The sequence below is a fragment of the Candidatus Poriferisocius sp. genome, from assembly GCF_965208355.1.
In the GTDB taxonomy this organism is placed as follows: domain Bacteria; phylum Actinomycetota; class Acidimicrobiia; order Acidimicrobiales; family Bin134; genus Poriferisocius.
Map to the genome: position 1 here is coordinate 141,924 of NZ_CBDBOM010000002.1, position 14,385 is coordinate 156,308.

General features: G+C 64.8%; 9 protein-coding genes. 4 read left to right on the plus strand and 5 right to left on the minus strand.

Annotation, left to right across the window (positions count from 1 at the left end; translation table 11 throughout):
• Positions 1–55 precede the first annotated feature (55 nt).
• The 4 genes from ACOGXH_RS00785 (at position 56) to ACOGXH_RS00800 (ending at position 6,810) form a co-directional block, all read left to right on the plus strand.
• A complete protein-coding gene (locus tag ACOGXH_RS00785; protein ID WP_419927210.1) occupies positions 56–325 on the plus strand; it encodes a helix-turn-helix transcriptional regulator in 270 nt (89 codons plus the stop codon).
• Positions 326–657: 332 nt separating this feature from the next.
• Positions 658–2,385: a DUF5906 domain-containing protein gene (locus tag ACOGXH_RS00790; RefSeq protein ID WP_419927211.1), complete on the plus strand. Its 1,728-nt coding sequence runs from the start codon at positions 658–660 to the stop codon at positions 2,383–2,385.
• A gap of 100 nt (positions 2,386–2,485) precedes the next feature.
• Complete coding sequence (locus ACOGXH_RS00795) at positions 2,486–3,235, plus strand: hypothetical protein (protein ID WP_419927212.1); 750 nt, start codon at positions 2,486–2,488, stop codon at positions 3,233–3,235.
• A gap of 494 nt (positions 3,236–3,729) precedes the next feature.
• Complete coding sequence (locus ACOGXH_RS00800; RefSeq protein WP_419927213.1) at positions 3,730–6,810, plus strand: hypothetical protein; 3,081 nt, start codon at positions 3,730–3,732, stop codon at positions 6,808–6,810.
• Positions 6,811–6,949: 139 nt separating this feature from the next.
• On the opposite strand, the gene ACOGXH_RS00805 is transcribed toward ACOGXH_RS00800, so the two are convergent.
• The 5 genes from ACOGXH_RS00805 to ACOGXH_RS00825 form a co-directional block, all read right to left on the minus strand.
• Entirely contained in the window at positions 6,950–7,228 is a 279-nt protein-coding gene (locus tag ACOGXH_RS00805) for a hypothetical protein (protein WP_419927214.1), read from the minus strand.
• Between the two features lie 21 nt (positions 7,229–7,249).
• Positions 7,250–7,477, minus strand: a complete 228-nt coding sequence (locus tag ACOGXH_RS00810) for a hypothetical protein (RefSeq protein ID WP_419927304.1) — start codon at positions 7,475–7,477, stop codon at positions 7,250–7,252.
• Positions 7,478–7,528: 51 nt separating this feature from the next.
• On the minus strand, positions 7,529–10,267 hold the full coding sequence (locus ACOGXH_RS00815) for an RTX toxin (protein ID WP_419927215.1): 2,739 nt from the start codon (positions 10,265–10,267) through the stop codon (positions 7,529–7,531).
• 458 nt (positions 10,268–10,725) lie between these two features.
• On the minus strand, positions 10,726–12,666 hold the full coding sequence (locus ACOGXH_RS00820) for a hypothetical protein (RefSeq protein WP_419927216.1): 1,941 nt from the start codon (positions 12,664–12,666) through the stop codon (positions 10,726–10,728).
• 311 nt (positions 12,667–12,977) lie between these two features.
• Complete coding sequence (locus tag ACOGXH_RS00825; RefSeq protein ID WP_419927217.1) at positions 12,978–13,199, minus strand: helix-turn-helix transcriptional regulator; 222 nt, start codon at positions 13,197–13,199, stop codon at positions 12,978–12,980.
• Between the last annotated feature and the right edge of the window lie 1,186 nt (positions 13,200–14,385).

Sequence of the window (14,385 nt, forward strand, 5' to 3'; positions counted from 1 at the left end):
GGGCAAATTTCATAGATACGGTCTCAATGAGTCGTCATCACTCTCAGGAGGCAGTATGGACCACAGATCACCGCAGGTCATTCGGCCGGCGGAGGCCGCTGTGTGGCTCGGCATCAGCCAGGCCACTTTGTGGCGGTGGGCGCGCGGGCACGGCCATTCCGATTTTCCGCGGCCCCTGCGGCTGTCGCCGGGTGTGACGGTTTGGCGAATCGCCGACCTCGAAGCGTGGCTGGAAAGGCGGGCGGAGACCGCCGACCGCGACCTGGGGTCTCGTAGGCGAAATTACCCCGACTCTGCGTTTCCCGAGGAGGAGGTGTGCCGATGAGGGCAATGCCGGCTTCAGTTGACTTGATCAGAAGGGGCAGTTCCAGCGCGACAGGGCATGTGGGTTCCTGGTCGGGTCAAGTGCTGCTTGGCTTGCTTGGGAGGATCAGGTGGTGGGAGTTGACCGCCTCGGCCCAAGCGGGAGACGCCGCGTCAACCTCTGGACAGTGGCGCGTGGGTTACAGCGACTCGCCGACATACCCGACACTCAATCCCGTTCAGAGGAGATATCTCGAAAAAGGGGCTCGGGGGTTTATGAGATATCGGGCGAGGGTAGAGGTGAATTGTCCGGTATGTCTTTGAGGGCTGCAAGCGAAACGCGAGGCGCGCTGAATGCCGTGTGAGTATGGGCATCCGAACTGCGCCGAGTGGCCAGCCACAAAGGCAGAGGTTGAGGCCTGCGAGCTGCTTCAGCGCGCCTATAAGGAGAAGGAGGCAGAAGAGCAGGCCGCTGCACGGGAGCAGGTGCTGCGGGAGAGCGGCCATCTGTGCTCTGCGACGACGCGGCAGGGGCATATGTGCAAGAACCCTGCTGCCGACTCTGGCGCTGAGGAGCCGCTGTGCAAAGTCCACTCAAAGGAGTCGGGCAGCGATGAAGAGCCGCACCCAGGCCGCCCAGCCATCCGGAGGGAGGCGCAGGCCAAGGCAATACGGGCGCTCCGCGATCTTGGGGTGATGCACCTGGTCGGCAACTGGTGGAGACCAGACGGCCGCACCTACGTGGGGATTTCCAAAGCCGACGCCAAGGCGATCTTGAATCGGGAAATGGATAAGGTTCATTGCGAGAACGACGAGGAGTGGGACCCCGACGCAGACGACGAGCGCTGGCTGGCGTCCGCACTAAGGGCCGCCGAAGTGCGCTCCGCCCCCATCGAATTGCAGCTACAGGCCAGCAGGGATCCCCTGGCGCTATTCGACATCGACACTTGCGAGAGGGTGGAGGGCGTTCCCTGGCAGGATGCCATCGTCCGTTGGGACGAGGACGACAGAAGTGTGAAGGTCGACCCGCTAGACCGCACCCTGTGGTCGCAAAAGACGGCCATAACCTACGAATGGGGCGATGGCCAGCCGCGGCCCACTCCCTTGCTCGATCAAACGCTCGTTGACTGGGGGCTAGCGGAGATGGCCGACTATGTGCTGGCGCAGATCGGGTGGACCTTGCTGGAGGCCTGGAAGGACCACGGCGTGGTCGTCTTGAAGGGCAATGGCGGTAGCGGGAAGTCGACCCTGGTAAACCTGGTGACCGAGCTGGCAGGAGGCCCGCCTGTGAGGGCCGAATCGCGTCTCGACAAGCTGGGCGGCCGATTCGGGATGGGCGTGGTGGAGGCAGCACGTCTCTTGACGCTCTCGGAGATGGGAGAGAGGATGCGAGCCAAAGAAACCCGCGACGGCCTCGAAGAGCTGAAAAAGCTGAGCGGCGGCGACCTTGTGAGCATAGAGCGAAAGGGGCGGGACGAATACACCGGCAGGCCAAGCATCACCACATGGATTTCCACAAACCACGAACCCTCGTTTGCGACATCAGCCAACAACATCTCGTCGTGGCGGCGGCGACAACGGCTCATCCCGATGAATGAGGACCTAGAGGCGAGAGGCCTCAAGCCCGATGAAAGCCTGGCAACCCGGATAGCCAAAGCCGAGGGACGCTCCATCGCCATCAAAGCTGTGCACGCCTACCGGCAGTGGCGGGCCGATGAGAAGCCGATCCCCATCGCGGTCCAATGCCAGATCGACCAAGTGCTGCTGGCCGGAGTGAGCCCGCTTGATAGGTGGCTCCACGAGCACTGCCGGTTCGACCAATCAATGAACTGGAGAACGCATGCCGACCGCATCATTGAGTCAGCCAGAAAATGGGGGGTTCCAGACGACATTCCCGACCGCACAATCAAGCTCAAAGTCACCCTCGCCGGGGCAATACGGGAAGGCCCGCGGTCCCCCTGGTACCAGGCGATCGAGGTCGACACTCCAGCTGACGAAGCTGAGCCGACGATGAGATTGGTAGACGCGCCGCCGTCAGGCGAGATCAACCCGCCCATCATCGATGGCGTAGAGGCATATTGACCGGCCAATCGAACTGCCGATCGCAGTGGACCGGCTAGCGGCATCCAAGCCGCCACAGGGGTACGAGGCCCCGGACCAGTACATGGGAACCAATAGTCTGATGACAGAAGACTGGGCCACCGACGAAGCAGCCGACGCGGAGAAGATGCGCCTGAAATGGAAGCGTGTTTCCAACACCCGCTGCCCGCGCTCCATGGCGGATCTTCGCGATTTGCTGTCCTTTGGCGAAATCGGCGACCGGCCCGTCCACCAAGTGTGGGCGCACAGAGACGGCAGACGACTCTGCGAGGTTTGCGCCTCGCCTGAGATGTGGGTGAGCGCCCCAGACATCACCGGCGCCGAGCGCGCTCTGTTGGGCCATCGCAGGTGCCGCGTGTGCGGCGAGTGGGAGGCCGAGCTAGGCGGACGCGAACCCGCGTATCCGGGGTGCTGGGTGGCTCGCTGGCTGCGCGAGCCGGTTGGCGAGTGCGGCTACTTTGAGAATCCAGACGGGCCATGCGAGAACAGGTGCGCTCTCGATCACCCACCTGTGGCCGAGGCCGCACACCGGCTGTTGGCGATATGTGACACACGAATCGACGACAATTGGCACCACCACAACCTGCTTTTGGACGTAGGCCCTTGGACCACCACAGCGAGCCTTCACACCCAATCCGTCTGCGAACAGGGCCAATGCGCCCGCTGCCTGCCAGCCGAAGCAGAAGATGCCCACATGGAATTGACGCGCGCCGTCTACATGGCATCCACAGGAGAAGCGCTTGAGAACGCACACGAGGCATTCACAACAAGCTGGTACTCGGCACACGAGGAGACCCGCCTGTCACGCGAGTACCACCAAGAACGCTGGTAACAGGACGACCCGAGCCAGAGACATCGCCAAACCGACCGAAGAAGAGAGCAAGCGTCACTAGAACGAGGGGTGAGCGCTGGTCGCTCACTTCGACGCGCTTATCCCGTTCTGCTTCCTGCGCCCTGCGCCCCCGCCTCGCCTTTCGCCGCTTTGCTGTTAGCGTTGTTCGTCTGGCGGTGCCCGCTGCGGGGGGTTCCCGCAGGTTGCGGGGAGCGGACGGGCACAGCGGTGTTGCGAGCACCCCTTGAGTATCCCCCCTTTGGCCGGTCACCTCGATTAGGAGGTAACCATGTCATTGATGGAAAAGGAGAGGCCGACGAGCCCACAATCGCCATCTCGCCAACCGAGTCATCCGCCGAATATGGCGAGACGAAAACACCCGAAAACAACCCCTCAAACCCGCCGCTTGACAAGGGAGCCTCCGACAGTTTCCGAGGTGGCGCAGGACCGGGGGCATTCCGCTGCGGGACGGGTGCCCACTAGTATCCTCAGCCGTGCCTTGTCGTCGCGGCCGCAGGCTGGTTTCTGTTGCTGTCGCTTTGTGCGTGGCGGCGACGGCTCTGGGGCCTGCTGGGGCGGCAGCGCAGGAGCCGTCCGGCGAGGCGACGGTTCAAGACGTGGTGGTGCGCGATGAGTTGATCGCGGCGCAGGAGTCGCTGCTGAACACCTACCGGTGCCTGTTCAGCGTGGATGTCGAGGTGGTGCCCGGCGGCTGCGCGGACGGCCAGCCGGCGCTGGGGCCGACGCGGCCGGGGGTGTTCGAGGGCACTGCTAGTCGCCAGGACGTGGCGGTGCGCGACGAGCTGGTCGCAAACCAGGAAGCTTTGTTGAATGTGTATCGGTGCCTGTTCGGCGTGGACACCCAGATTGTGCCCGGCGGCTGCGTGGACGGTCGCCCTGCGGGGCCTGTCGAGCCGGAGCGACCGCCCCAGCAGGTGGTGGTGGTGCCGGGGCCTGAGGATCGGGCAGTGCTGGCGCAGCAGTCGGTTGGCGCCGCGGGGGCGGTGGTGTCGGGCGGGCGGGTGTCGGTGTCGGTTCCCGCCGGGGCTATCGACGGGCGGGCGGAGGTGGTGATCCGCGAGCCGCTTGGCGAGTTCGGCGATGAGGTGGGCGGCGAGCCGGTGGGCGTGGAGCGCTCGGGGCCGGTGCGGGCGCCGATCACGGTGCGCTGGGATGTAAGCAACCTAAGCGAGTTGCAGCAGCAGGTGTTGGTGCTGGTGCGGTGGGACGACCAGGTGCAGGACTGGGTGCCCGAGGAGGCCGACTACCGGATCGACGACGGGGTGTTGACCGCGGAGATCCAGCAGTGGTCGCTTTGGGGCTGGATTACCGACCCGGTGATCAAGGCCGGCGAAGTCGCCGTGAAGGCGGCGAAGAAGGTCGTCGAGGTCGCCGAGGTGGCCATAGACAAAGCCGTCGAAGCCGTCGATGAGCTGGTCGAGTTGGGCGAGTCTGCTGTGCAGACCGCGCTGGAGGTTGCAGGGGCGCGAGTTGACACTCCCGAGTGCGCATCCGGCGCGTTGCCCAGCTGGGTGGAGCAGGCCACCGAGTCAGACGAGGGAACCACGGCGGCGGCGATCCGAATGTGCTATGAGAACGGCCCCGGCGAGTCGGTGCGGGCCAAGATGGCGAACAACCGCACATTCGCCCAGTTCATCGAGATCAAGGGCGGGGACGGCTACCTCCGCCCGGTGCTGAGCGGTGTCGACTCGACGCTCGGGGGCTTGGCCTGGTCGGTCGCCCACAGCGCGTTCAGCGACGAGCAGAGGGTGTTCGTGCCGCCGCTGGCGACCGTGCAGGTGGACATCCCCCGTCCAGCGGCCCCCGGCGACCACACCATCGGCTTCAAGAACCTGGCCGAAGCAGAAGCGCTTGTGGCCGACGCCGCCGTCTTCGTGGTGGAAACCCTCGACCCGCTCGGCGCGCTGGACAGCGACACGCTTGCCGCCGCAGTAGACGTGCTCATCGAGTGCGCCCAAGACCAGCTGAAAGGCGCCGGCACCCCGTCGTTCTCGCAGATCGCCGGGCATGTTGCCGACTGCTTCGTTGACATCCCCAAACCCGGAACCGACGCCAACAGCCTCTTCCAGCAGAAACTGCAGGACAAAGCCGAAGAATCCGCCGCCTCGACCGTCCTAGACGAAGCCCTCGACAGCGTCAAGCGCAAGAGCCGTACCGTCAGAAAAGCCGTCAAATACCTCGTCCTCATCGAAATCGCCTTCTACGGCCTCGACCTGCTCCACCAAGGAATCAAAGGACTCACAACCTGGAACATCACCGGCCAAGGAGGAACACGGCACGGACCACAAATGCTAGATACGACAAGAGGCCAAGTAGCTGGCGACTGCCGCATCATGGCCGACCAAACCATCGCCTGCCATAGCGAGCGATACGACCCACTCCCGCAAGGCACATACACAAAGATCGACAATGGCGGGGCTCTATTTTGCGGGCTTAGAACCGATCAGACCCTAGATTGCTACAACCATAGGCCGATCGACCGAGAGTGCAGCAACGACCGTGAGAGCGGGGATTGCGCCAGGGAGTTTATGGCTGATGTACCTTCAGGTCAGTTCACGGATTTCGACATAGGGTTTAGGAGCATTTGCGCTATAAGAATTGACAAGACAGTCCACTGCTGGGGGCGCGTGTGGGACTTGGAATGCCTCGACAACCTTGAATTCGATCCCACAATACAAGATCGCGAATTCAGTGTAGGCATCTCCAGCATTTATGGCATTCCGGCAGTAGGCAATTTGCGTGATTGCAATGTCTATCTCAGCGGAAACCACAATCGAAGAACAGCACCCCGCGGGCAATTCAGCAAAATTTCCGCTTCCAGTCGCGAAAATTACGATTGGTGCGGGATCAAGGGCACAGCGCCCTTTGAGAATAATCTAGAATGCTGGGGCCGATTTTGGTACACGCCGCCTAAGCTCTATCATCCACGGGCAGGTTTCCGTGACCCTACCCCAATGACTCCTCCCAGCGGAACATTCATAGACCTCGACGGCGATTGCGCTCTGACCGCCGACAACTATCCATACTGCTGGACCTTCATAAACGTCGAAGAGACCATGCCCACATCCATCTCATGGCGCCAGGCATACCAAAACGAAACGGGACGATCAGCTCCCGAGACCACACTCGTCAGGTCGCGTTCATGGAGGCGCTTACCCACACCGCCAATCCAATTCGACAACATTCAGATGGCGGAAACTCGGTGGTATCATCATGGCTATGGACTCGCATGTGGGAACAGCTCCCCTCGGCTCGTGTGCTGGCAAATCCAGGTTGCCATAAGCGAAGATGTCCTCACCATTCACACACTTCGAATACCGGTAAGCTCTTTCACAATAAGCTCATTGGGACATAGACATATATTCGCTATTGGCCTGGATGACTCCTTTTTCAGACACAGCCTTTTCGACAGAAGGAGCGGCCTGAGCTGGATCATAAGGAACGGACAAAGCACTGGGTGCCGAGCCCCGTTGGACCCTCGACAGCCTCCCGCTTGCAGTGTCAACAACATGGAACCCGACATCACTTACTTGAAGGTCCCGCACACTTCCTGAGCAGGAATCAGAGACTGGCCTGCACATACATCTCCGCGCACACTTGGAGCGCTTCCTCCGCCAGGTCCGTGGAGGCCACCATGAGCTCGAACAGAAGCGCTGACGAAGAATAGTGAACCCGTCAAATGCACAGAGAGGGCTAGGGGACGCTAAGGACGTTGGACTTCACGCCATCCACGACCACCCAGACCCGCTCGCCGGGGTAGCCGAACCAGCAGCCCCCCTCGGTCCACAGCCCAGAGGCAGGCCACTGCCAGGCTCCCGAGTACCAAGGGGCGGCCGGGTCGCGGCTCGACCAGCACTCGACGCTGAGGGGACCAGGTGCGAAGCTGGCGTCGAGCTGGATGGAAGGGTGGCGGCACGGGACGGTGGTGCAACCGGGCCGGCCCTGCGCGCTGGCCCCTTTCGACAGCGCCACCGCCCGACTACTGCCCAAGGGCTAGGCAACGGCGGACATGCCCGCTGGCGCATCCAACTGGCCAAAACCGGGGTGGCCCCAGCACACGGCGTTGCTGTCGGCTCTGATCCCGCACGAATGCCTATAGCCGGCGGAGATGGCGGTGAACCGGCCCGCCGGCACATCCGCCTGCCCCTCGCCGTTCCAGCCCCAGCAGACGGCGGTGCTGTCGGCTCTGATCCCGCACGAATGCCACTGGCCGGCTGTGATGGCGGTGAACTAGCCCGTGCCGGCGGGCGCGTCCGCCGGCACGGTGCTGTTTCAGCTCCGGATCAGCCAACCGCGGCAGATGGCGTTTCCGTCGGTTCTGATAGCGCACGAATGCCGAGTGCCGGCTGTGATGGCGATGAATTGTCCTGTGGGCGCGTCCGCCTGCCCGTCGCTGTTAATGCCCCAGCAGACGGCGGTCTGGTCGGTTCTGATGGCGCACGAGTGGCCGGCACCGGCTGTGATGGCGGTGAATTGTCCTGTGGGCGCGTCCGCCTGCCCGTCGCTGTTAATGCCCCAGCAGACGGCGGTCTGGTCGGTTCTGATGGCGCACGAGTGGCCGTTGCCTGCTGTGATGGCGGTGAATTGTCCTGTGGGCGCGTCCGCCTGCCCGCCGCTGTTAATGCCCCAGCAGACGGCGGTCTGGTCGGTTCTGATGGCGCACGAATGGTTTGTGCCGGCTGTGATGGCGGTGAATTGTCCTGTGGGCGCGTCCGCCTGTCCCCAGCTGTACCAGCCCCAGCAGACGGCGGATCGGTCGGTTCTGATGGCGCACGAATGGTTCGTGCCTGCTGTGATGGCGGTGAATTGTCCTGTGGGCGCGTCCGCCTGTCCCCAGCCGTTCAAACCCCAACAGACGGCGGATCGGTCGGCTCTAATCCCGCACGAATGCTTCCAGCCCGCTGAGATGGCGGTGAATTGTCCTGTGGGCGCGTCCGCCTGCCCGCCGCTGTTCCAGCCCCAGCAGACGGCGGATCGGTCGGCTCTAATCCCGCACGAATGGGCGCCGCCGGATGAGACGGCGGTGAACTGTCCCGCGGGCGCATCCGCCTGCCCGAGGTAGTTGCGGTAGTTGAAGCCCCAGCAGAAGGCGGTACCGCTGGTTCTGATGGCGCACGAATGGCCGTTGCCTGCTGTGATGGCGGTGAATTGTCCTGGGGGCGCGTCCGCCTGCCCGTGTTTGTTCCAGCCCCAGCAGACGGCGGTCTGGTCGGTTCTGATGGCGCACGAATGGTCCGTGCCGGCTGAGATGGCGGTGAATTGTCCCGCGGGCGCGTCCGCCTGTCCGTCGCTGTTCTTGCCCCAGCAGACGGCGGTCTGGTCGGTTCTGATGGCGCACGAATGGTCCGTGCCGGCTGAGATGGCGGTGAATTGTCCCGCGGGCGCGTCCGCCCGCCCGTCGCTGTTCAAGCCCCAGCAGACAGCGGTTCGCTCGGCTCTGATGGCGCACGAATGGTTCGCGCCCGCTGAGACGGCGGTGAACGCTCCCGAGGGGGCGTCCGCCTGCCCGCGGAAGTTCAAGCCCCAGCAGGCGACGGTTTGCTCGGCTCTAATACCGCACGAATGGCCGCTGCCGGCTGAGATGGCGGTGAACTGTCCAGCGGGGGCATCCGCCTGTCCCCAGCTGTTCAAGCCCCAGCAGACGGCAGATCGGTCGGCTCTAATACCGCACGAATGCTTCCACCCAGCTGAGATGGCGGTGAACTGTCCAGCGGGCGCATCCGCCTGCCCGTCGCTGTTCCAGCCCCAGCAGACGGCGGATCGGTCGGCTCTAATACCGCAGGAATAGACTTCCCCGACGGAGATGGCGGTGAACTGTCCAGCGGGCGCATCCGCCCGCCCGCGACTGTTCTTGCCCCAGCAGACGGCGGATCGGTCGGTTCTGATGGCGCAGGAATGGTGCCAGCCGGCTGAGATGGCGGTGAACTGTCCAGCGGGCGCATCCGCCTGTCCCCAGCTGTTCCAGCCCCAGCAGACGGCGGATCGGTCGGATCTAATACCGCACGAATGGCCGCCGCCAACCGAGATGGCGGTGAACTGTCCAGCGGGCGCATCCGCCTGCCCGCGGCTGTTGTCGCCCCAGCAGGCGGCGGTTCGGTCGGTTCTGATGGCGCACGAATGGCCGCTGCCGGCTGAGATGGCGGTGAACTGTCCAGCGGGCGCGTCCGCCTGCCCGCGGCTGTTGTCGCCCCAGCAGGCGGCGGTTCGGTCGGCTTTGATCCCGCACGAATGCTCGTTGCCGGCTGAGATGGCGGTGAACTGTCCAGCGGGCGCATCTGCCTGCCCGTCGTTGTTGAAACCCCAGCAGACAGCGGTTCGGTCGGTTCTGATAGCGCACGAATGGTCCGTACCGGCTGAGATGGCGGTGAACTGTCCAGCGGGCGCATCCGTCTGTCTGTCGCTGTTCAAACCCCAGCAGACAGCGGTCTGGTCGGTTCTGATAGCGCACGAATGGTCGTTGCCGGCGGAGACGGCGGCGAAGGGGCCGGCGGGCGCGTCCGCCTGCCCATAGCTGTGGTCGCCCCAGCAGACGGCGGTTCGGTCGGCTCTAATACCGCACGAATGGCCGTTGCCGGCTGAGACGGCGAGGAAGGGGTTGGCGGTGTTTTGGGCTGTGTCGTCGGCGGACGGAGTTGGGGTGTCGTCGGCGGACGGAGTTGGGGTGTCGTCGGCGCAGCCACCGGGGACGAGTTGGGTGTCGACGTCGTATTGGCAGCGGTAGACGTTGAGGAGTGCTTCTTGGTCGGCGATGAGCCGGTCGCGCACCGCGAGGTCTTGTGGGGTGGGGCTTTGCGGGGTGGCTCCGGGGGAGACGGTCGTGGGGTTCGGGCACTTGCCGGGGACCGCGTCGATATCGACGTTGAACAGGCAGCGGTAGGTGTTGAGCAGGTTCTCCTGGTTGGCGATGAGCTGGTCGCGTTGTTGGATGTCCTGAGATGTGGGCTGGGCCTCAGAAACAGGTTGCGCGCTGGCCCCGACGACGCCGAGAACCGACACCAACAACCCCACCACGACAGCGAGCGCAGCAATCGCTCCCCGCGGCCGTCGCCGACTGAACAGACTGCAAGACGAGGGCATAGGTCGGCAGGCTAAGGACCGCCCAGACACCTAGCAAACTTCCAGCGACCGGGCTGCTGGAGGTTCTCGATGTCGAGGTGCGGGCCGCGGCGGGCAGCTTCGGCCAATGTGGGCTCCTACATGGTCTCGTCGTTGGCCGCGTTGGCGGTCCAAAGGGCCCCTCACCTCCTTTCGCACCGCAGCCAGAGGCTCCACCGCCGCCCACACCCCATCTGCCACCCACGAGCCCAGAGCAATCACCATCACGACACCTCCACCATGTGGTTGTCGTTGCGACGACCCCCGACATGAATGCCGGGCCAACCCAACCACCGATGGACGGCCACCAACCCGCGTGCCCTCAAATTGCTCGACTCGCTTTCAGAGCCTCATCGCCGCCGAGGTTCATGGGCTCAACCCGACCAGGAGACGCCAGCCGGGAGGTTCGTCGTCCAGTTCCAGCAGACGGCGGTTCGGTCGGTTTTGATCCCGCAGGAATGGTAGTAGCCGGCCGCGATGGTGGTGAATGCGCCTGGAGGCGCGTCCGCCTGCCCGGCGTCGTTCCCGCCCCAGCAGACAGCGGTGTGGTCGGTTCTGATCCCGCACGAGTGGCTGTAGCCGGCCGCGATGGTGGTGAATGCGCCTGGAGGCGCATCCGTCTGGCCCCACCAGTTGGCGCCCCAGCAGACAGCGGTGTGGTCGGTTTTGACCCCGCACGAGTGGTTGCTGCCGTCTGAGATGGCGGTGAAGGCGCCTGGAGGCGCATCCCTCTCCCTGAGGTTGTAGCCCCAGCAGATGACGGTGTTGTCGGTTTTGATCCCGCACGAACGATTCCAGCCTGCTGAGATGGCGGTGAAGGCGCCTGCGGGCGCTACCATCGGGCCATCGAGTGGGTCGCGGCCCCAGCAGGCGGCGGTTTGGTCGACTCTGATCCCGCAGGTGTGACGCATGCCGGCTGCGATGGCGGTGAAGGCGCCTGGAGGCGCGTCCGCCTGTCCGTAATCGTCGTCGCCCCAGCAGACGGCGGTTTGGTCTGTTCTGATCCCGCACCAATGAGCCATGCCGGCTGCGATGGCGGTGAAGGTTCCGGCGGGGGCGTCTGCCCGCCCCAAGAAACCCCAGCTGTCGTCGCCCCAGCAGACGGCGGTGTGGTCGGTTCTTATCCCGCATGAGTGCTCGTCGCTAGCTGAGATGGCGGTGAAGGTTCCGGCGGGGGCGTCCGCCTGTTCCCTGTGGATGAAGCGGCCCCAGCAGACGGCGGTGTGGTCGGTTCTTATCCCGCAAGAATGGAGCCATCCAGCTGCGATGGCGGTGAAGGTCCCTGCGGGCGCATCCAACTGGCCGAATCGGTTGTCGCCCCAGCAGACGGCGGTGTGGTCGGTTCTGATCCCGCACGTATGGCCGTCGCCGGCGGAGATGGCGGTGAAGGTGCCTGCGGGCGCGTCCGCCTGCCCATGGGTGTGCCAGCCCCAGCAGACGGCGGTTTGGTCTGTTCTGATCCCGCACGAGTGACCTCCGCCGGTGGTGATGGCGGTGAAATGGCCTGTGGGCGCGTCCGCCTGCCCGGCGTCGTTCCAGCCCCAGCAGACGGCGGTGCTGTCAGTTCTGATCCCGCACGTATGGCTGCTGCCGCCTGTGATGGCGGTGAATTGGCCTGCGGGGGCGTCCGCCTGTCCGTTGCCGTTGTGGCCCCAGCAGACGGCGGTTTGGTCGGATCTGATCCCGCACGGGCCAGCGGTGATGGCGGTGAAGGTGCCTGCGGGCGCGTCCACCTGTCCGCCCGGTCCCCAGCAGACGGCAGTTTGGTCGGATCTGATCCCGCACGAATGGCCGGGGCCAGCTGCGATGGCGGTGAATTGGCCTGCGGGCGCGTCCGACTGTCCGCCCGGTCCCCAGCAGACGGCGGTTTGGTCGGATCTGATCGCACACGAGTGGCGGTCGGCTGCGATGGCGGTGAAGGCGCCTGCGGGTTGGCCATTTGGCTGGGGGCCAGTTTGGGTTGCGCAACCGCCAGGGACGAGTTGGGTGTCGATGTTGTATTGGCAGCGGTAGACGTTGAGGAGCGCTTCTTGGCTTTGGATCAGCCCGTCTCTGACGTCGAGGTCGGTTTGGGTGGGATTCTGCGGAGCGGCGCCAGCCACAACGGTGTCAGGAGCGTCGCAGCCTCCGGGAACTGCATGGGTGTCGACGCCGAACAAACACCGGTAGGTGTTCAGCAGGTTCTCCTGGTTGGCGATGAGCTGGTCGCGCTGTTGGATGTCCTGAGATGTGGGCTGGGCCTCAGACACAGGCTGCGCGCCGGCCCCAGCGACGCCGAGAAGCGACACCAACAACCCCACCACGACCGCGAGCACAGCAATCGCTCCCCGCGGCTGTCGCCGACTGAACAGACTGCAAGGCGAGGGCATAGGCCGGCAGGCTAAGGACCGGCCAGACACCTAGCAAAGTTCCAGCGACCGGGCTGAGCGCATTGGACCCCCATCGCAGAACGCGGACTCGGGTTTACCTACCGGAGCGGACGGGCACCCCGCCACGGATTCGGCCCCGCCCAACCGGCAGAACCGGCGAAACGCCGCGGCCGACACATCTGGCGCCCAAAGAACCGGGCGGCTGCGGTCAGAAGCCCGACGGATGGGCCCCGCGCCCGCTGTCTGTTGCGCGCCGCCTAAGCGGCAGGGCGGTCGCCGGTGGCGCGGGGCCGTGAGGCGAGCCACGCCTCGATCTCCGACGCGTGCCAGCGCACGGCGCGCCGGCCGACGCGGATCGGCTCGGGGAACAGCCCATCGCGCATGAACCGGTAGATCGAACTGGTGGACAAACAACAGAGCGCCTCCACTTGGCGGCGGGTCAACAAAGCGTCTCGGCGATCACGAACATCGGTATCCATGCCCGCCACTATGCAGTGCCGCACCGGTCGCAACCGGTCGCAAACCCATTCCAGGCCGGTCGGAACCCCATGGCACCAACTATCAGAGGTCGGGCGGCGTGGGTCGATTTCCGTCGGCCTGCAATATCCGTCCGCTGCTGCAAAATCCCATTGCCCAGCGACCGCCGCCTCGCCTATCGCAGCACAGATGGGGGATGGATTGGGGGATACGAGCACTCTTCGTGCTCCTAAATCCCTGCTATCAGGGACTTTGTAGAGTGTACGAATCCTGCCGGGAGCGCCGAGCGGGAAGGGCACGGTGCAGGCCGTTCGCCTTCCCGCTACTGGACCGCTGCTGCCATCGGCGGGCAACGACGAGTTTGCCATCAGCAACTGGCTGAGGCATCACTGCCCTGGCAGCCGCTCGCGCCGACGATGTACAGGCTGGCCGAACCAACTTGCCGTCAATCCCTTGTCGTGCCAGGTGATGTGGCAGGAGTGCAAGACCGAGCGGGAAGATGGTGGACCGCCACGTCCGCAGAACCTCATGGGGCGCGGCGGACCCCGACAGCGCATCGCGCTTCCCGCCTACGCTCTTATCGACGCCGGCCGTTCAGCCCATCGCCCAGACGATGCTCCCCCCGCCTCATGCGCCGGCGCGCCTCGCTGCGCGCGCTAAACCTCCGCTTTGAGGCAGGAGCGGCGGGAAAGGCAACCAGCGGGACGGCGGCGAGCGCGAAGGGACCGCAGAGGGGCAAAAGGGAAAGAGGCGATAGGCGCGTCGGGATCGAGTCATCTGGCTGCCCGCCTCGACGCACTTATCCCTTTCTGCTTCCTGCCCCCTGCGCCCCCGCCCAGCCTTTCGCCGCCCGGCTGGTCGCGCTGTTCATCTGGCGATGTCCGCTGAGGGGGGTGATCGCTGATTGCGGGGAGCGGCCCGGCTCGGCGGTGTTGCGGGCACCGCGTCGGCGGTGTGGCAATGGGCTCTGTGGCGATACGGGCGTCGGCGGGGAGCACCGTGCGGTGTGCTTCGCTTCGCGCCTGAGGCGGGGAGCACTGCGTGCTGTGAAAGGTCCGACGGCCGCCGGCGACGCGGCGATCGCCCGGCCCGCTTTGGGCACTTTGATCTCTTGGGCTTGGCGCGCTCATCGCCCTCGTTTAGCCGTGTTTCGATACCTTCGCTTCGGGCCACGTATCCCGTCCTCGC